The sequence below is a fragment of the Bradyrhizobium sp. AZCC 1588 genome (genome assembly GCF_036924735.1).
In the GTDB taxonomy this organism is placed as follows: Bacteria; Pseudomonadota; Alphaproteobacteria; order Rhizobiales; family Xanthobacteraceae; genus Bradyrhizobium.
This window is the reverse complement of sequence record NZ_JAZHSC010000001.1, coordinates 5,593,705-5,612,291: the sequence shown is the minus strand read 5'-3', so window position 1 is coordinate 5,612,291 and position 18,587 is coordinate 5,593,705. Positions and strand designations below refer to the sequence as shown.

The 18,587-nt window shown below is 62.6% G+C and carries 14 protein-coding genes and 1 pseudogene; 4 read left to right on the top strand and 11 right to left on the bottom strand.

The annotated features are described in order from the left end of the window. Positions 1-236: 236 nt before the first annotated feature. The 4 genes from exbB to V1277_RS26095 all read right to left on the bottom strand — a co-directional run bounded on the left by exbB (position 237) and on the right by V1277_RS26095 (position 5,151). Positions 237-1,727, bottom strand: a complete 1,491-nt coding sequence (gene exbB, locus V1277_RS26110; RefSeq protein ID WP_334418774.1) for a tonB-system energizer ExbB — start codon at positions 1,725-1,727, stop codon at positions 237-239. Positions 1,728-2,176: 449 nt separating this feature from the next. Beyond that, positions 2,177-2,431 carry a hypothetical protein gene (locus tag V1277_RS26105; RefSeq protein ID WP_334376218.1) on the bottom strand — a complete coding sequence of 85 codons (255 nt, stop codon included), beginning with the start codon at positions 2,429-2,431 and terminating at the stop codon, positions 2,177-2,179. Between the two features lie 434 nt (positions 2,432-2,865). Then, a complete protein-coding gene (locus V1277_RS26100; protein WP_334418773.1) occupies positions 2,866-4,227 on the bottom strand; it encodes an NAD(P)H-dependent oxidoreductase in 1,362 nt (453 codons plus the stop codon). Between the two features lie 36 nt (positions 4,228-4,263). Then, a complete protein-coding gene (locus tag V1277_RS26095; RefSeq protein WP_334418772.1) occupies positions 4,264-5,151 on the bottom strand; it encodes a LysR substrate-binding domain-containing protein in 888 nt (295 codons plus the stop codon). Between the two features lie 175 nt (positions 5,152-5,326). On the opposite strand from V1277_RS26095, the gene V1277_RS26090 reads away from it, so the two are divergent. The 3 genes from V1277_RS26090 to V1277_RS26080 all read left to right on the top strand — a co-directional run bounded on the left by V1277_RS26090 (position 5,327) and on the right by V1277_RS26080 (position 8,012). Then, positions 5,327-6,079 (top strand): SDR family NAD(P)-dependent oxidoreductase, encoded by a 753-nt coding sequence (locus V1277_RS26090; protein WP_334418771.1) that lies wholly within the window; start codon positions 5,327-5,329, stop codon positions 6,077-6,079. Between the two features lie 74 nt (positions 6,080-6,153). Further along, complete coding sequence (locus V1277_RS26085) at positions 6,154-7,002, top strand: transketolase (RefSeq protein WP_334418770.1); 849 nt, start codon at positions 6,154-6,156, stop codon at positions 7,000-7,002. Next, complete coding sequence (locus V1277_RS26080) at positions 6,999-8,012, top strand: transketolase family protein (protein ID WP_334418769.1); 1,014 nt, start codon at positions 6,999-7,001, stop codon at positions 8,010-8,012. Before V1277_RS26085 ends, V1277_RS26080 begins: the two co-directional genes overlap by 4 nt. 220 nt (positions 8,013-8,232) lie before the next feature. On the opposite strand, the gene tenA is transcribed toward V1277_RS26080, so the two are convergent. Beyond that, entirely contained in the window at positions 8,233-8,907 is a 675-nt protein-coding gene (gene tenA, locus V1277_RS26075) for a thiaminase II (RefSeq protein WP_334418768.1), read from the bottom strand. Between the two features lie 217 nt (positions 8,908-9,124). Here tenA and V1277_RS26070 point away from each other — a divergent pair, with 217 nt between their 5' ends. Then, complete coding sequence (locus tag V1277_RS26070) at positions 9,125-10,627, top strand: AMP nucleosidase (RefSeq protein WP_334418767.1); 1,503 nt, start codon at positions 9,125-9,127, stop codon at positions 10,625-10,627. Positions 10,628-10,651: 24 nt separating this feature from the next. Here V1277_RS26070 and upp read toward each other — a convergent pair whose 3' ends face one another. The 6 genes and pseudogenes from upp to hutI form a co-directional block, all read right to left on the bottom strand. After that, positions 10,652-11,281: a uracil phosphoribosyltransferase gene (upp, locus tag V1277_RS26065; RefSeq protein WP_028350870.1), complete on the bottom strand. Its 630-nt coding sequence runs from the start codon at positions 11,279-11,281 to the stop codon at positions 10,652-10,654. Positions 11,282-11,377: 96 nt separating this feature from the next. Beyond that, positions 11,378-12,616, bottom strand: coding sequence for a URC4/urg3 family protein (locus V1277_RS26060; protein ID WP_334418766.1), 1,239 nt, complete (start codon positions 12,614-12,616; stop codon positions 11,378-11,380). A 21-nt stretch (positions 12,617-12,637) separates the two neighbouring features. Next, positions 12,638-13,888 carry a GTP cyclohydrolase II gene (locus V1277_RS26055; protein WP_334418765.1) on the bottom strand — a complete coding sequence of 417 codons (1,251 nt, stop codon included), beginning with the start codon at positions 13,886-13,888 and terminating at the stop codon, positions 12,638-12,640. Between the two features lie 174 nt (positions 13,889-14,062). After that, positions 14,063-15,733 carry a urocanate hydratase gene (gene hutU / locus V1277_RS26050; RefSeq protein ID WP_334418764.1) on the bottom strand — a complete coding sequence of 557 codons (1,671 nt, stop codon included), beginning with the start codon at positions 15,731-15,733 and terminating at the stop codon, positions 14,063-14,065. Beyond that, positions 15,730-17,308 (bottom strand): annotated as a pseudogene (hutH, locus tag V1277_RS26045) (histidine ammonia-lyase). Before hutH ends, hutU begins: the two are co-directional and overlap by 4 nt. After that, positions 17,305-18,519, bottom strand: a complete 1,215-nt coding sequence (gene hutI, locus V1277_RS26040) for an imidazolonepropionase (RefSeq protein WP_334418763.1) — start codon at positions 18,517-18,519, stop codon at positions 17,305-17,307. The pseudogene hutH and the gene hutI overlap by 4 nt, the downstream one beginning before the upstream one ends. Between the last annotated feature and the right edge of the window lie 68 nt (positions 18,520-18,587).

The following is an 18,587-nucleotide window of genomic DNA, read 5'->3' as shown; positions in this document are numbered from 1 at the left end:
CCCGACCTTTCAGTATTGCCGGCCCACCTCTATGGAAGCACTACGCCAGCACACCGCGTCGACCGGGGGCGTGGATAAGATGGTGGGTGCGCCCATCAACGCCATCCACGATCGCATAGGAGGCGCCTCGTCACTGACGCCAATGGCGTTCAGGAGCGGCGCCGTTGTCCGCCTTGACCAGCGTAGAGAGCCTCAACATCGTTCGCGGCACGCTCGCAAAATGCGATAGGCCAGCACTATTCCTCGCGGAACGCGCGGTTGAACTGATCCCGCAGCGGCTTGACCAGATAGGAGATGACCGTTCGATCGCCGGTCTGAATAAATGCCTCGGCCGGCATCCCCGGCACCAGCGCGAGCTTGCCGAGACGCGCAAGCTCCCGCGGCGGCACGGCAATGCGAACGACATAGTAGGATAGTCCGCTCTTCTGATCTTGCGTCAGATCGGCAGCAATGCGGTTGACCTCACCGTTCAACTCCGGTGTAGTTCGCTGATTGAAGGCCGACATGCGCAAAACCGCCTTCTGGCCCAGCCGAATCTGGTCGATATCCTGCGGCTGTATCTGTGCTTCCAATGCCAGCCTATCGCTATCAGGCACGATCAACATGATCGTATCGGCCGGAGAAATCACGCCACCAACGGTATGAACTGCGAGCTCGTGCACCAGACCGCTTTGCGGCGCGACGAGATCGATGCGTTTCAGTTGATCCTCAGCCGAAACCTTGCGTTCGACGTACTCGGCCGTTTGCGCTTCGATCTCGCGCAGGCTGTTGGCCACTTCGCTGCGAAGGTCCTGATCGATCTGGATGACGTTATAGATGATCACCGCCGGAATGGCCGCGACAAGGCCGATGGCGGTCGCGAGCAATGCTTCGGCGATTCCGGGCGCAACGACGGCAAGGTTCGTCGTCTTCGATTGCGAGATGCCGATGAACGAATTCATGATACCCCACACCGTGCCGAACAGGCCGACGAACGGCGCCGTTGCGCCGATCGTCGCGAGAAGTCCGGTGCCCCGCGCCATGTCTCGGCTCGCTTTTGCCTCGATGCGGGACAGCGCGATCGCGAGACGCTCCTTGATCCCTTCCGCGGACAGATCGGTCGAGCGCTGCAGTTCCTGAAGCGCAGCATTGACCAGATCGGCGACGCGGCCATTCTTCGCCCATCCGGCATTGATCTCTCGTGATGCGTCTGCGAGGCTTTCGGCGCCACTAAGCTTGCGCGTGGCGCTACGGGCGTTGCGTTTGGCGCCTGTGAGTTCGACGCCCTTGGCCAACCACACCGTCCAGGTCAATAGCGACGCAAAGGCAAGGCCGACCATCACCGCCTTCACGACCATGTCCGCCTGCATGAACATGCTCCACGGCGACAGATCGTGCGGAAGCGTCGCGGAGCCGGCTGCCGGGGCGACGACTGGCGCATTCGATGGTACCGGCGCAGCGGCCGGAGGTTCGGCCATTGCCGGTGACACTTGCGGCAGCGGCGCCGCCGATACCGCGGCGTCAGCGCCGACAGATGTCGCTGATGATGGCGATGTCACTGGCCGCTCCACACCGGGCGCGGGAGATGCAGGAGACGACGGCAGCGGCGATGCGGGTTGCGCCTGGGCCGTCGGCTCCCCTTCCTGGGCCGCCACTGGGCCGACAACACCGGCCGACACGACAAGCGCCATCAACGCCATCCGCCCAAACCTGCACCCTGTCTGCAGCGCTTCGGCCAGTTTCGTCATCTCGCCCATCATCGTTCAATCTTCCATTCTCGTTCAACCGCGCACGTCATGAGGCGCGTAAGCGCCTCTCACCGGCAGGGCCTGTATCAATATTATCGTCACGCCAGCCGCGGCCTTGCGGCTCCTCCAAAGTAAGACGTTTAAGGATGATGTTTTTCCCAGCGGTCGGGGTACTATTTTCGCGCCGCCGCCATTTGACGACGGCACGCCTGCGTCAATTCTAGGCGCTGCGTACACTTATGCTTCGCACCAGCGAAATTTTAGAAACGCTCAAAATCGAGAAGACGAGCGACCGCGCCGAGATGGATTATTCCGGCAGCGGAACCGCCGCAATATTGGTCGTTCGGCCGTGAACATGAAAGGGACTTCCGGAGCGGGCCGTGGGCTCAATGTAGACGTCGAACCCCACCGATATGTACGAGAGCTGCGGGGCTCGCGCGCATCATGGCTTATGCACGTCCGACAGCCTGCATGATACGCAGATCAGCAGATGGGATGGCTTCTATTGACGCGGCCAATGTCGCCTGCAGAACCGCGATATCGGTACGCGGATTTGGCTTCCAGCCGCAGGGACAACCGCCATCGGTGCCATGCTGATCGGCGACTTCCTTGTAGATTGCTCCGAGGGCGGACGCGGCGAGGTTCATCACCGTCATGGGCGGAAGCTGACTGGTACGAAGAACGTCGCAGAAGGCGGCCATCATGGACCGGTGCATCTCTGCGCCTGCAGACTCGTTGTCAGGGCTTGACTGCGTCACTGCTCGCCTCCTCTTCTTTAGTCTCGTCATGACAGGCGGCCGCGGTAATCCCGATGCGCTCAGAGAAGAGCTCCGCGCATCGACCCCATCAATGCCGAGGACCGTTACGCCCTGTTATAGCCGCCATCAAGCCATCGGGCGTCTATAGCAATTTGAAACATTCGAAATCTGGAAGCACAGGTGCCTTGCCGTTACATGTTAATCGCTTAGACAACTTCTAAGTCTGATTCTGCTTTGTGAACGGACGGCGCCTCCGCCGCCGGCGTCCGAGCCGCACGATCATGCGATGGGAATTGTAGTAACGGGAAGACTAACGCGTAGCGACCGCGGGCATTGGAGGCGTCGGGCCGCCGCGGTTGGCGCATTGACAGAGCAACAAGCTAGGCGCGTTTTCGTGTAGCGGCCGGGGAATAGAGCGCCTCCTGCTCGCGTCGGATACGCACTGCGGGCAGCGTCTCGTCGATCGCTACATCGGCCCAGGTGATGCAGGAGTCTTTGGCCACTGGCCGGATCAATCGCACATTGTGAGCAAGGCCCAGCGGCAGATATCCCTTCGCCAGCGATGTGCTGGCAGGCGTTAGCTTTCCGAAGACGGTGTAACCTCCTTCCCCATCGAGCATATCCCCCGGACGCAAATCCTTCTTCGCGGTAGCGGCAACATCGGCATTGAAGCTAGTTGCAACACCCGTCGGTTCACCGCGAAGCGCTATGGCTGCAACCGAAATTCCGAGCTCCAGACCAATCAGATGCCATTTCTTATAGGAGCTCATGTAACGGCCAGTCGGATCCGTGACGACCTTGTACTCCTCGAAGCAATTGCGGATGTACTCGCTATCACCTTCGAAGCAAACCCAGACGCCCTTTCGGATGTCGTTTGGGATCAGAGCGCCGTCGGCCGTGAGGCAGGACACGACCTCGACTTGCCCCTTGGCCTCCAACACTCCTCCTTCCGAGCGGGGGCGCATCAGCGTAGGAATGTCGTCGACTGATCCCGGAGGGAACGCAAGCCCCTGCGAGGGCGCCTGTAGGCCGGTCGCGTTCGCTATTGCAGCGGATTCGATCGCCGGCTTCGATCCGTCAAGGAAAGCGTTGAACATCTTCGGGTTCATGCCACCGCGTGCAGCCTGCTCGGCGGTCAGCCCCCAGTGATCCCAGACCGTTTCAGGCGTCGATTCCCGATATTGCGGCAGCCATTTGTGACCGCGACCAGCCGCGACCACTGGGAAGCCGCATGCTCTCGCCCAGTCAACGAGATCACAAGCCAAAGCCGGTTGATCGCCATAGGCAAGGCTGTAGATCACACCTGCCTGCCTGGCTTTATGCGCCAGGATCGGTCCGCAGAACGCATCAGCTTCGACCGTCACGTTGATGATCGGCTTGCCGGCCGAAAATGCTGCCAGACAATGTTCGACGGCAGCCACCGGGTTACCGGTGCATTCGGCAATCAGGTCAATGCCGTGGTAATTGACAAGCGCTTCCCAGTTGTCGGTCAGGAAGGTCGAGCCATTCTCAAGGGCATCATCAAGAGAGACTGCGCCATACCGCTCCTCGGTCCACCCGACGCGCTTCAGGTTCTCGATCGCACGAGATGGCGATAGATCGGCGATGCCGACGAGATGCACGCCGGGCGTACGCAGAACCTGATGAAGGTACATCGCCCCGAACTTTCCCGCACCGATCAACCCCACCCTTACAGGGCGTCGCTCTGCTTCACGCTCGAGGAGTTTTGCGTAGAGGTTCACGATGTCTCTCCAGTCATTAGGTGGCGCTGCCTTGTTTCAGATCTTTGGCGGAGGCAGGCTCAACTCCTGCGTCAGCCAGTGCGTGAACATCCGAACCGATCGGCGGGCCTTGGCCACACGTGGAAAGACGAGGTAGTGCCCGACATAGCCCACGTCCTTCGCCCGCCCAGCGAGCGGAGCGACGAGCTGGCCGGCCGCAATCTCACGCTCGGCCAGCCGTGTCGATTCCAGGGCGACGCCGAGTCCGTCGACGGCTGCGGCGATGGCCATGAAGGACCGGTCGAAGCGCGAGCCACGGGGAGCCGGAGGAGCGATCTCGTTCGCATCGAACCAGCTATTCCACCGCACGCGCTTGTTGTCGCTTTCGATGAGCTTCGCGTCGAGGAGATCCTTCGCTGAAGTGATCTGCGCGGCAAGATCCGGCGCGCAGAGAGGAGTGACGGTCTCCTCGCCGAGCGGGATGACGATCAATCCCTCCTGCCGCGGTGGCCCGTAGCAGATGTCGGCGTCGAACTCGTCGTGCTCAAACCGCGGATAGTCGACCCCGGCCGCAAGCCGCACCTCGAGCCCGGGTTGCTTGGCCAAAAGATCTCGCAGGCGCGGCATGAGCCATTGCGCGGCCATGGACGGCGCGCAGTGCAACCGCAGCAGGTTGCCGGAGCGCGAGCCGACGGTCTCGATGCCTTGCCGCATCTCGTCGAAGCCAGACGCGACGTGGCGCATCAGCGCTTCGCCCGCCGTGTTGAGATGGACGGCACGGCTCTTCCTGTCGAACAGCACCGCACCCATCAGGCTTTCGAGCTTGCGGACCGCGTGGCTGACCGCGCTCGGCGAAATGCCGAGCTCCTCGCCGGCTGCCCGAAAGGAGCCCGTCCGGGCTGCGGCCTCGAAGGCCTGGAGCGCGGAAAGCGGCAAGCGTCTCATGTCTTCCTCAGGAGCCCGATTCCCCGACGTTTGATGATTGCGGACACCGGCCGACCAGCGCGAGGACGCCGGCAGGATGAATTCAATTCATCAAATAGCGCAATTTTTGCGTTTCTCCCATGGAAAAAGGCGAGTCAGTATCACGCAACAAAAATCACACCGTTCGAGGGATGGAATGTTGCTTCAGAACAAGACCGCCGCGATTTCCGGCGCCGCCAGCGCTCGCGGCATCGGCTTGGCCACGGCGAAGCTTTTCGCGAGCCATGGCGCGCGCATCGCCATCCTCGATATCGACGAGGCGGCCGCGCAAAAGGCCGCCGCCGAGCTCGGCCCGCAGCATATCGGCCTCGGCTGCGACGTCGCGAACAAAGCGTCCTGTCAGGCCGCCGCGGACAAGGTCATCAAGGCCTTTGGTCAGCTCGATGTCCTGATCAACAATGCGGGCGTCACCCAGCCGGTGAAGACGCTGGAGATCGACGAGGCAAGCTGGGATCGGATCCAGGATATCAATTGCAAGGGTGTGCTGTTCCTGAGCCAGGTCTTCATCCCGCATATGCAGGCGCGCAAGCAGGGTTCGATCGCCTGCATGTCCTCCGTCTCGGCGCAACGCGGCGGCGGCATCTTCGGCGGGCCGCACTATTCCTCGGCGAAGGCGGGCGTACTCGGACTCGCCAAGGCGATGGCGCGCGAATTCGGGCCTGACGGCATCCGCGTGAACTGCGTGACGCCGGGCCTGATCCAGACCGACATCACCGGCGGCAAGCTGACCGACGAGATGCGCAGGGAGATTATCAAGGGGATCCCGCTCAACCGGCTCGGCGACGCAAGCGACGTGGCGGGCATCTACCTGTTCCTCGCCTCCGACCTCTCGGCCTACGTCACGGGCGCGGTGATCGACGTCAATGGCGGCATGCTGATCCACGGCTGAGCGGCAGCCACCGGCTCCGGCCGGCAATCCTCGCCACTGTCGCCAATGCTTACCTTCAAGAAGGCTCAGTACTCATGAGAACCGCTCCACTCGGCCACAACGTTTCGCTCGAACGCCGTGCCTGGAATATCCGGCGCCATGCCGTCCTGATGGGCGAGGTCCAAGGGCAAGGATACATCGCGCAGGCGCTGGATGTCGCCGACATCCTGGCCACCGCCTACTTCCACGCTATGCGCTACCGGCCCGACGATCCCGGCTGGGAGGAGCGCGATCGTTTCCTTCTCTCCAGTGGCCATTACGCAATTGCCCTTTACGCAGCGTTGATCGAGGCCGGGATCATTCCGGAGGAGGAGCTGGAGACTTACGGCTCGGACGAAAGCCGCCTGCCGATGTCCGGCATGGCGAGCTACACGCCCGGCATGGAGATGTCGGGCGGCTCGCTCGGACTCGGGCTGTCCATCGCGGTCGGCAAATGCCTCGGCCTCAAGCGGAAGGGTTCCGACAGTCGCGTCTATACGCTGTTCTCGGATGGCGAGCTGGACGAAGGCTCGGTCTGGGAGGCGATCATGTCCGCCGCCCATTACAAGCTCGACAACCTTATCGCCATCGTCGACGTCAACAACCAGCAGGCCGACGGTCCGTCGACCACAGTCATGGGCTTCGAGCCGCTGAGCGAGAAGCTCAATGCCTTCGGCTGGTTCGTCCAGCGCATCGACGGCAACAATCTCGCGGCGGTGCGCACTGCCTTCGATGCAGCCAAGGCGCAGCACGGCCAGGGCAAGCCCAGCATGATCATCGCCGACACGCTGATGGGCAAAGGCGTGCCCTTCCTCGAGGCGCGTGAGAAGAACCATTTCATCCGCGTGGAAGCCCATGAATGGCGGCTTGCGCTCGACGCACTCGACGAGAGGAAGCCTTCATGAAGCCCGCAGCTCCGAAGACCGACGCCGGCAAGCCGCGCCTCACCACCTCCGCGATGATCGCCTCGATCGCGGGCGAAGGGCAACGAACGAAGCCAGCTCCATTCGGCCACGCGCTCGTCGAGTCGGCGAAAGAGGACGGCTCGATCCTCGGCATGACCGCCGATCTCGGCAAGTACACCGACTTGCACATCTTCGCGCAGGCCTTTCCCGATCGCTACTACCAGATGGGGATGGCGGAGCAGTTGCTGTTCGGTGCCGCCTCGGGACTGGCGGCGGAAGGCTTCACGCCCATCGCGACGACCTATGCCGTCTTCGCCTCGCGTCGCGCCTACGACTTCATCCACCAGACGATCGCGGAGGAAGACCGCAATGTGAAGATCGCCTGCGCGCTGCCGGGACTCACCTCTGGCTACGGCCCCTCCCATCAGGCGACCGAAGACCTCGCGCTGTTCCGCGCCATGCCGAACATGGTGGTGATCGATCCTTGCGATGCACACGAGATCGAGCAGGTCGTGCCGGCAATGGTGCGCCACAACGGGCCGGTCTACATGCGCCTCCTGCGTGGGCAGGTTCCGCTCGTGCTCGACGAGTACGGCTACAGCTTCGAACTCGGGAAGGCCAAGCTGCTGCGGGACGGGTACGAGGTCCTCTTCATCTCCTCGGGCATCATGACGATGCGTGCGCTGGAAGCCGCGAAGGCACTGATGAGCGACCGGATCGATACCGGTGTCCTGCACGTGCCGACAATCAAGCCGCTCGATGCCGCAACGATCTTGGCCTGCTGCGCAAAGCCCGGCCGACTCGTCGTGGTTGCCGAGAATCACACGGTCAATGGCGGCCTGGGCGAGGCCGTCGCCGGCCTGCTGATGCGCGAAGGGGTGCATCCGGCCTTTCGCATGGTCGGCCTGCCGGACGAATTCCTCGCGGCGGGCGCGTTGCCAACGCTGCACGACCGCTACGGCATATCGACGGAAACGCTCTGCGCCAGGGTCAAAGGGTGGCTGAAATAGCCTCAGAACGCTGCAGTATGAGTACGCTCCAAGTCAGCCCGCGAGCGGGCGCCCATTCGTCAGAGACTCTCTCGGCAGAGGGTGGGCAAGTGGCGAAATCTGATCAAGGAAGCCAGATCTCCAGCAACTGACGACAATACGAAAGAATAGCGGCGCATCGTCCCGAGTCAGGCAATGCACTCGTTCAACTTGAAAACCAAACGCATTACGCCGTCACTGACTATTGTGCACGCTGGCCCGCGCGCCAGCCCATCTCCCAGAAGTCCGCCTCGAGTCGGGTGGCTTCCTTGAAGATCGCGATCAGCTCGGCCTCGCGGGCGGGCGTGGCGTAGAGATCGGCGAGATTCTCCAAGTGAGCCCGCGCTTTCGCCGCGACGTCCTGGTATGGCGCGCCGGCATATTCGGTGATCCAAACGCGATATGGGTTCGTTGCAGCGAGCGCATCTGGTCGCGACGCAAGCCGCGTCGCAATCTCCGCGTAGCCGATCACGCAGGGAGCAAGCGCCACCTTGAGTGCCAACAGATCGCCGCGCATTCCGGCGTCAAGTACGTAGCGTGTGTAGGCCAGCATCTCGACGGCAGGCGGGGCCTTCTCGAGATCGCCAGGCGACAGGCCCCAGCCGGCGCAGAGCTTCACATGCAGGTTCATCTCGACGTCGAGGATGGCCGAGAGGCCGGCGGCTGCTTCACGCATGTCGGCAAGCTCGGGCGACTTGTAGACGGCGAGCGCGTAGGCGCGGGCAAACTCGATAAGGAAAAGGTAGTCCTGGACGAGGTAGTGGCGAAACGCCGCCTCGGCGAGCGAACCATCCGCCAACCCGTTCGTGAAGGGATGCTCGGCGTAGGCCCGCCACTCGGCGGATGCTGCTGTCTTTAGGCGTTCGAAAAAGCTCATGATCGTTCGCCGGCTCCGGGTAAATCCAAGCTTCGGTTGCGAACACACTGTACCAGTTTCGTACTAGAAGCGACCCGGCGCGATCTTATCCCCGGCCCTTTGCGCCCAAAACCCCTGCGGTGGCCGACGAAGTCCGGCAAGCGAGCCTGCTTCTGGGCCGGGAAGGTTCCCTTGCCAAAGCCTCCCCAGGGCGGGTCGAAGATACTACGTTAGGGCCATGAAGAATCACGGCCGTCCCCAAGCCATCGGGCCAATAGCCACGCCAGAGCCCTTCGTGCGGCAAAGCTTCGACGACGCGCGCAAGGCGGTCGCAGCTTTGCGATCACTTTATGCTCGAAATACCCAGTTCCTGCGCGATTCCTTCGCCGCGCTCGCGGCTGGCAGCGACAGTAACCGGCGATACCGGGCGTTCTATCCGGAAATCAGCGTCACCACGAGCTCATACACCCAGGTCGATTCTCGTCAGTCCTATGGCCACATGCCGACGCCCGGGCACTACTCGACCACGATCACCCAGCCCGACCTGTTCGAAACCTATCTCATCGAGCAACTCGATTTGATCATGCGCAACCATGGCGTTCCGGTCATCGTATCGGAATCGGAAACCCCCATCCCGCTGCATTTTGCTTTTCAGGAAGGCACCTACGTTGACGGCGCCGCCGCCAGGAACATCAAGCGACCGATCCGAGACCTGTTCGACGTTCCAGATCTTGATGGAACCGACGATCAGATCGCCAATGGCACATACGAAGCACCGGTCGGCCGGCCGAGGCCGCTGGCGCAATTCACGGCGCAGCGCGTCGACTATTCCCTGCATCGCCTGCAGCACTACACGGCCACCAGCCCAAACCACTTTCAGAACTTCGTGTTGTTCACCAACTACCAATTCTACATCGACGAATTCTGTGCTCGCGCCAGGGACCTGATGGCGAATGGCGATACCGGCTATACTGAATTCGTCGAGCCCGGCAACGTCATCATCAGGCGCGGCGAACAGCGACCGGCCGCCGGCGTCACAACGGCGCGTCTGCCGCAAATGCCGGCATATCATCTGAAGAGGCCCGACTACGCAGGCATCACCATGGTCAATATCGGTGTCGGGCCCGCGAACGCCAAGACGATCACCGACCATATCGCGGTGCTCAGGCCGCATGCGTGGCTCATGCTCGGGCACTGCGCCGGATTGCGCGACACCCAGGCGCTGGGCGACTACGTGCTGGCGCATGCTTATGTGCGGGAGGATCATGTTCTCGACGACGATCTCCCGCTATGGGTGCCTCTTCCCGCGCTGGCCGAAATCCAGGTCGCGCTCGAGGAGGCCGTGGCGGAGGTGACCGGGCTATCCGGATATGATCTGAAGCGCGTCATGCGCACCGGCACCGTTGCTTCCATCGATAATCGCAATTGGGAATTGCGCGACCGGCGTGGTCCGATTCAGCGGCTCTCGCAGTCGCGCGCCATTGCGCTCGACATGGAATCGGCGACCATCGCCGCCAACGGGTTCCGCTTCCGCGTACCCTACGGCACCTTGCTGTGCGTGTCCGACAAGCCGTTGCACGGAGAACTGAAGCTGCCCGGCATGGCCACCGAATTCTACAAGCGGCAGGTCGCCCAGCATCTGACCATCGGCATCCGGACGATGGAGAAGTTGGCGGACATGCCGTTGGAGCGGCTGCACTCGCGCAAGCTCAGAAACTTCTCGGAAACGGCCTTCCAGTAAGGCGCGCCGAGAGCTGTCGGGGCCTTATCGCGTCCCGTAGGCGCGATCCCCGGCATCACCAAGGCCAGGCAGGATAAAAGCGTTTGCATCGAGCCCCTCGTCGATACCGGCCGTCCACAACCGCACGTCGGGATGCAGGCCGCGGAAGCGCTCCACACCTTCCGGCGCGGCAAGCAGGCATACCAGCCGAATATCCTTCGCGCCGCGTTCCTTCAGCCGATCCACCGCCGCCACAGCCGTGTTCGCCGTCGCAAGTACCGGTGACACCACGATTGCCAGCCGCTCGTGAAGATCGGACGGCGATTTGAAGAAGTATTCGACCGCCACGAACGAATGCGGTTCGCGGTAGAGCCCGATATGCGCGACGCGGGCGGTCGGAACGAGGTCCAGCATTCCGTCGACAAAGGTCACCCCTGCCCGCAACACCGGCACGAAAACCAGTTTCTTACCCGCGATCTTGGCGGAGTGCATTCGTGCAAGCGGAGTCTCGACCTCCACATCGGTTAGCGGCAGGTCGCGCGTCACCTCGTAACAAAGCAGCATCCCGATCTCCTTGAGGAGCTCGCGAAAAGACTTGGTCGAAATCGTCTTGTCGCGGATCAGCGTAAGCTTGTGCTGGACCAACGGGTGATCCACGATCGTAACGCCTTCCATGCTTTTGCTCCCTGCGGGTAATCGAATCGCGTTCCATAGCATTTTTGAGCGAACCGGATACGCTGTTCGCATGAAGAAAAACGCGTCAAACAGATACTAGAAAACCGTACCGTCGCTACTGACCTTGACGGGCGGCGAACCATCGGACCGGCGCGCGAACGCCAGCGCCCTGCCCGCCGCCCAGGTGCCGCCTTCCAGAATCTTCGCCAGTGGAAGCGAGACCGCGTCAAGGCCAACGCGTTGCCGCAACAGATCCGCCAGCCGGTCCAGCAGCGCGACGGTCAGCGCCCTCCACTCGACCACGAGCATCGAGGCGACATCATGTTCGCGTTGCGCGTCCATGGGGTCGCGCAGCAGCAGTACCCCGGCGTCGACGAACAATCCGCCGTTGCGGTATTCCGCCAGGCCCGTCAGGCCGTCGATGTCCGTCACCCGCAGGCCCGTCCGCTGTATCGGCTCGATCAGCGAATACGATAGCCACTGCGACAATTTGTGCAGCGGCACCAGCTCGCTGGTCGCATCCTCGGTCTTGAGCGCCGGATGACGCCAGCAATCTCCTAACGGAATTCCGCCGAGCGTTATACGCGACGGCCAGATCGGCCCCAGTTGGCGCAAAAGTTCTGACAAAATCGTCGAGGCAGCGATCACCCCCGCCTCGGCCGTCCCTGTGAGGTGATCGAACAATCCACCCGGCCGAGCCGTGTCGTCGCGGGCGAAAATCTGCGGCAACGCCGATGCTACTTCGCCGAGTCGGCGAAGAAGGTTGATGCGGCCCTCGAGACCAACCAATGGATTGTCGTCCGCAACCTGAAAGCCAGTCTGCAGATCGGCAACGGTCAGTCGTTCAAGGCTAACGGCATCGGCCCGCAGCGGCTCGTCAGCCTTCGCTGAGAACACGCCGCGCGCAAACATATCCAGACTGGCAAGCGCCAGCCCCTCCGAACGGCCGATACTTGCGCCCGTCAAGGGATCGCGATAGCGCCACGACGGACCCGCTCCGGCGTCGAGCAGCACGCTGATTATGGCAAGGTCAAACTCGGCGCGGGCGCGCTCCTTGCTATCGCGCCAGTTCCTGGCGCCGGCAAGTGCCGCCCAGCGATCGATGCCGCCGACGACAAAATGGCGCCAGCGCGAATGAAAGGGAACATCGAACGTCGGATAGGCTTTGCGTGTTGTCGCAAGCACGAGATCAACCGCCTCGTCGAGCCGGCCAAGATCGACTTGGAAATGCTGAAGCTGGTCGTTCAAGCCGATTTCCAGCATCCGGTGCGCGCGATTGCGCACCGCTCCCGCACTTAAGAGAGATAAGCCGTCTGCCGCCGCGTCTGCTGTCACGATCAATGGCCCTGGCTCGCCCTAGTATTTTTCGAGCGGCCGACCGGAAGCGATCAGATCCTCAGGCTTCGTGTCAGGTGAAAAATATCCCGCGGCTTTCTTGGCGGCCATTTCCACATGGGCGTCGGCGGGAATCATGTAGTCGGGAATAGCGACGCGCTCGACAATGTCGATACCCTGCCCCGTAAGCGCATCATACTTCATGTCGCTCATCGAGATGAAGCGATCGATGCGCTTCAATCCCAGCCAGTGAATGACATCCGGCATCAGTTGCTGGAAACGCGCATCCTGCACCCCGGCAACGCATTCCGTTCGTTCGAAATAGGCGGATGCATCGTCGCCATCTTCCTGACGCTTGCGCGCATTGTAGACCAGAAATTTCGTGACCTCGCCGAGCGCCCGGCCTTCCTTGCGGTTGTAGACGATAACGCCCAGACCACCCGATTGTCCGGCGCGCGCGCATTCCTCGATGCCCTGAATGAGATATGGACGGCAGGTGCAAATGTCCGAGCCGAAAACATCCGAACCGTTGCACTCGTCATGGACGCGACAGGTGATTTTGGTCCGATGGTCCGGAAGCTTCGTGACGTCGCCGAACAGATAGACGGTCGTTCCGCCGATCGGCGGAAGAAAGACTTGCAAATCGGGGCGCGTGACGAGCTCGGGAAACATGCCCGCAGTCTGTTCGAACAGCGCGCGCCGCAGATTGGTCACGCTCGTGCCGAAGCGGTGCGCGATCCCGGGCAAGTGCCAGACCGGATCGATCGCTATCTTGACAACGGAGACGGAGCCGCTGGCGTGAACGAACTCGCCGTCGGGCACCAACCGCTTGGCGGCCAGAGCCGCCTGAATTTCCGGCAGGTCGAGCCGGGCCCGCGTGATCGCGATGCTCGGCCGGATATCGATGCCTTCCGTGATTTCGGCGCGAAAGTTCTCCGCGACGAGATGTCCCCACGGATCGAGCGCAACGATGCGTTCCGGATCTATCCATTGCGAGAACGGCCCAACGGTCGCGGCCGGGTGTGTATTGGTCAGATCGGGGCGACGGATCGGATCCAGCGCACCCGAAGAAACGGCAAGTGCGCGGTAGACCGCATAGGAGCCCCCGTGACTGCCAATCACGTTACGATCCTGCGGACGCGATACCGTCCCGATGATCGGACCACGTTCACGCGCGGTCGGCGCTCCCCATACGATCGGGAATTCATGCGTCGCACCGGGCACCGGATGCGATGTCAGGCGAATATGGTCGATACGATTGGAATGGCTCATCGTTCGGTAGTCCCAAAACGGCAACGGCCCGCCTGAATGACGGGCCTGACCGGAGAACCAAATGAATTATGCGGGTCAGTGACCCCGCAGTACTATATAGGTAAACTGTGTGTATTTACAATAAGGAAGGAAATCCTCCCCTCTGGAAATACCGGCGCAAGAAAGCCCGGAGCGCTACAGCGTCAGACCGGGCAGATCGAGCCCGTTGGCGCGGGCACATGCAATCGCGCTTTCATAGCCGGCGTCGGCATGACGCATGACTCCCGATGCCGGATCGTTCCACAACACGCGTTCAAGTCGACGCGCAGCCTCCTGCGTTCCGTCGGCGACAATGACCATGCCGGCGTGCTGCGAATAGCCGATCCCGACGCCGCCGCCATGATGGAGCGAGACCCAGGTGGCCCCGCTGGCACAATTGAGCAGCGCATTGAGCAGCGGCCAGTCCGACACTGCATCCGAGCCGTCGCGCATCGCTTCGGTTTCGCGGTTCGGGCTCGCAACCGAGCCGCTGTCGAGATGATCGCGACCGATGACGATCGGCGCCTTCAGTTCGCCGCGCGCCACCATGTCATTGAACGCCATGCCGAGCCGGTGGCGATCACCCAGACCGACCCAACAGATTCGTGCTGGCAGCCCCTGGAACTTGATCCGTGCTTTCGCCATATCGAGCCAGTTATGGAGATGCTTATCGTCCGGCATCAGCTCCTTGACCTTGGCGTCGGTCCGAAAAATATCTTCGGGATCTCCTGATAGCGCCGCCCACCGGAACGGGCCGACGCCGCGGCAAAACAGCGGACGGATGTAGGCCGGTACGAAGCCGGGAAAATCGAACGCGTTCTTCAGTCCCATGTCCTTCGCCATCTGGCGAATGTTGTTGCCATAGTCGAGCGTGGGAATACCTTGCGCGTGGAAATCCAGCATGGCCTGGACGTGGCCGACCATGGAGGTCTTCGCCGCGACTTCAACTGCTTTCGGGTCGGCCTCGCGTTTCGACTCCCACTCGGCAAGCGTCCATCCCTTCGGCAAATAGCCGTTGATCGGATCGTGCGCGCTGGTCTGGTCGGTAACGATGTCGGGCCTGACGCCGCGGCGCACAAGCTCGGGAAAAACTTCGGCGGCATTGCCGAGAAGGCCGACGGAGACCGGCTTCTTGTTCTGCGCCGCCTCCGTCATGATCGCGAGCGCCTCGTCAAGCGAGCTTGCCTGCCGGTCGAGGTAACCCGTGCGCAGCCGCATCTCGATGCGGCTCGGTTGGCATTCGATCGCGAGCATCGACGCCCCGGCCATGGTCGCGGCGAGCGGCTGCGCGCCGCCCATGCCGCCGAGACCCGCCGTCAAGATCCACTTGCCCGCGAGGTTGCCGCCGTAATGACGCCGCCCGACCTCGACAAACGTTTCATACGTCCCCTGCACGATGCCCTGGCTGCCGATGTAGATCCACGAGCCGGCCGTCATCTGGCCGAACATCATCAGCCCTTGCTTGTCGAGCTCATTGAAGTGATCGAGCGTCGCCCAGTGGGGCACCAGATTCGAGTTCGCGATCAGCACGCGCGGCGCATCGGCATGGGTGCGGAAAATTCCGACCGGCTTGCCCGACTGCACCACCAGCGTCTGGTCGCCTTCGAGCTTGCGCAGCGAGGCAACGATCCGATCAAAACTGTCCCAGTCGCGGGCGGCACGGCCGATTCCGCCATAGACGACGAGTTCGCTCGGCCGTTCGGCAACATCAGGATCGAGATTGTTCATCAGCATTCGAAGCGGCGCTTCCGTCAGCCAGCTCTTGGCGCTGATCTCGGGCCCGTGGGGCGCCCGGATGATGCGGTCGTTGTCCAGTCGGCGGTTCATGACAAAGAGCCTCTCTCGGCAAGGATTGGAAACGGGTTACTTTCAAGCACCGACATAGCGGCCGTCGGCAACGCGCCGGATTCAACCAGCGCCGTTGCCTTCGCGAGGTCATCGGCCATGTAGCGATCGCTACCGAGCGCCGGCACCTGCTCGCGCAATACAGTAATCACAGCAGCCAGCGCGGGACTGGTCGAATGCGGTGCGCGCAGCCCAATGCCTTGCGCTGCAACCAATAGCTCGATGCCGAGGATGATGGCGAGATTGTCCGCCATGTCAGACAACCGCCGCGCCGCGTGTGCGGCCATCGACACGTGATCTTCCTGGTTGGCGCTGGTCGGCGTCGAGTCGATCGAGCAGGCCGAGGCGCGCTGTTTATTCTCCGCATAGAGCGCGGCTGCCGTCACTTCGGCGATCATGAAGCCGGAGTTGAGGCCGGGATCGGGAGTCAGAAACGGCGGCAGGCCAAAGTTGAGCGCGGGATCGACGAGGGTCGCGATGCGTCGCTCGCTGATCGCTCCAATCTCGGAGAGTGCCAGCGCAATCTGATCGGCGGCAAAAGCGACCGGCTCGGCGTGAAAATTGCCACCCGAGACGATCTCTCCGGTCTCGACCAGGACCAGCGGGTTATCGGTGACGGCGTTCGCTTCGATCGTCAGCGTGCGGGCGGCTTGCGTCAGCAAATCGAGCGCGGCGCCGGCGACCTGCGGCTGGCAGCGCAGGCAATAGGGATCCTGCACGCGCTCGTCGCCTTCGAGATGCGAGTTCCTGATGTCGCTGCCGTCGAGCAGTGCCGTTAGCGCAGCGCCGGCGGCGATTTGCCCGGCATGCCCGCGCAGTTGCTGGATCTCGGGACGAAACGGCGCCGTCGACGCCATCGCCGCATCGACCGACAACGCGCCCGTCACCAAGGCCGCACTGGCCAGGCCATGGGCGCGCAGCAATCCGGAAATGGCGTAGGCGGTCGAAAACTGCGTGCCATTGATCAGAGCAAGGCCCTCCTTCGGACCGAGCGCCACCGGCGCAAGACCGGCGGCCGCCAGTGCTTCGCGGGCCGGCACAACGCTTCCGCCGATCAGCGCCTGCCCCTCGCCGATCATGACCGCCGTCATATGCGCAAGCGGCGCCAGATCGCCGGACGCTCCGACCGATCCCTGCTGCGGCACCAGCGGACAAATGCCCTTCGCCAGCATGGCCTGAAGGTGCTCGATGATTTCGCGGCGCACGCCCGATGCACCTCGCCCCAGCGAGACGATCTTGAGCGCCATCATCAGACGAACGATCGGCTCCGGCGTCGGCGGCCCTACCCCGCAGCAATGCGACACAATGAGATTGTGCTGCAGCAGCACCGTCTGGTCGGCAGCAATCCGTTTCGACGCCAGTTTTCCGAATCCGGTATTGATACCGTACGCCGGGGCTTCCGCGCGCGCGGCCGCCGCAACAATCGCCGATGCAGCTTCAACGCCGCGGCCAGAACGATGGATCGAGCACGACCGGAGCGCCGGCAAGGACTTGCGCCAGATCGTCGAGGCTGACCCTTCCAGGCGAAACCACAATGGGGGCATCGGGGCGGCTCACTGTCCCCTCCACACCCGGCTATGCAACGGATTAAAACCGATCCGGTAAACAAGCTCGGCCGGCCGCTCGATCTCCCAGATCGCAAGATCACACCATTTGCCCGCCTGGAGCGTTCCTGTCTCGCCGAGAATTCCGAGCGCGCGCGCACCTTCCCGCGTTACGCCAGCGAGGCATTCGGCAACGGTCATCCGGAACAGCGTTGCACCCATGTTCATGGCCAAGAGAAGCGACGTCATCGGCGAACTGCCGGGATTGCAGTCGGTCGCAAGTGCCATGTTGACGCCGTGGGCGCGGAATAGTTCGACCGGTGGCTTCGTCGTCTCGCGAATAAAATAGAATGCGCCCGGCAGCAGCACCGCCACCGTCCCTGCCCGCGCCATCGCCGCGGCGCCGGCGTCATCGGTGTGCTCCAGATGATCGGCCGACAAGGCCGCGAATTCCGCAGCAAGCGCGGCGCCGCCGAGATTCGAGAGCTGATCCGCATGCAGCTTGACCGGCAATCCAAGCGCCGTTGCCGCGCGGAACACCCGTGCCGTTTGCTCTTCCGAAAACGCAATACCTTCCATGAAGGCATCGACGGCGTCGGCCAATCCGGCCTGCGCCACCGCCGGCAACATCTCGCGGCAGACAAGGTCGATATACCGATCCTTGTCACCGTCAGCTTCCGGTGGCGTCGCGTGCGCGCCGAGAAACGTCGTCTTGATGGCGACCGGCCGCTTATCACCCAGCGCACGCGCCGCCGAGAGCTGACGCATCTCGGTTTCGGTATCGAGGCCGTAGCCGGATTTGATCTCCAGCGTCGTCACGCCCTCGCCGATCAGGGCGTCGAGCCTTGGCAGCGCGCCGGCAACTAGCTCGGCCTCGCTGGACGCCCGCGTCGCCGCGACCGTGGAGACAATGCCGCCGCCTGCGCGCGCGATCTCTTCGTAGCTCGCTCCCTGCAGCCGCAGCTCGAATTCATGCGCACGGCTTCCGCCAAACACCAGGTGGGTATGACAATCCACCAGTCCCGGCGTGATCCAGCGCCCCGCGCAATCGATCCGCTCGACCGCATCGGCGTCCAATGGAAAGTCGGAACGGCTGCCGGCGAACGCGATGCGGCCGTCGCGCGCGGCGATCAGGCCGTCCTCGATCACACCGAGCCCCGGCAGATCCTCGCGGACCGTGGCGAGCCGGGCGTTGAGCCAGATTCGATCGAAGCGCTCGGCCATGCAGCTCTCCTCACAGGCAGGAGCTTGACGTCTCTATATGTCTATACATAAAATCGCGTGGGTGTTCT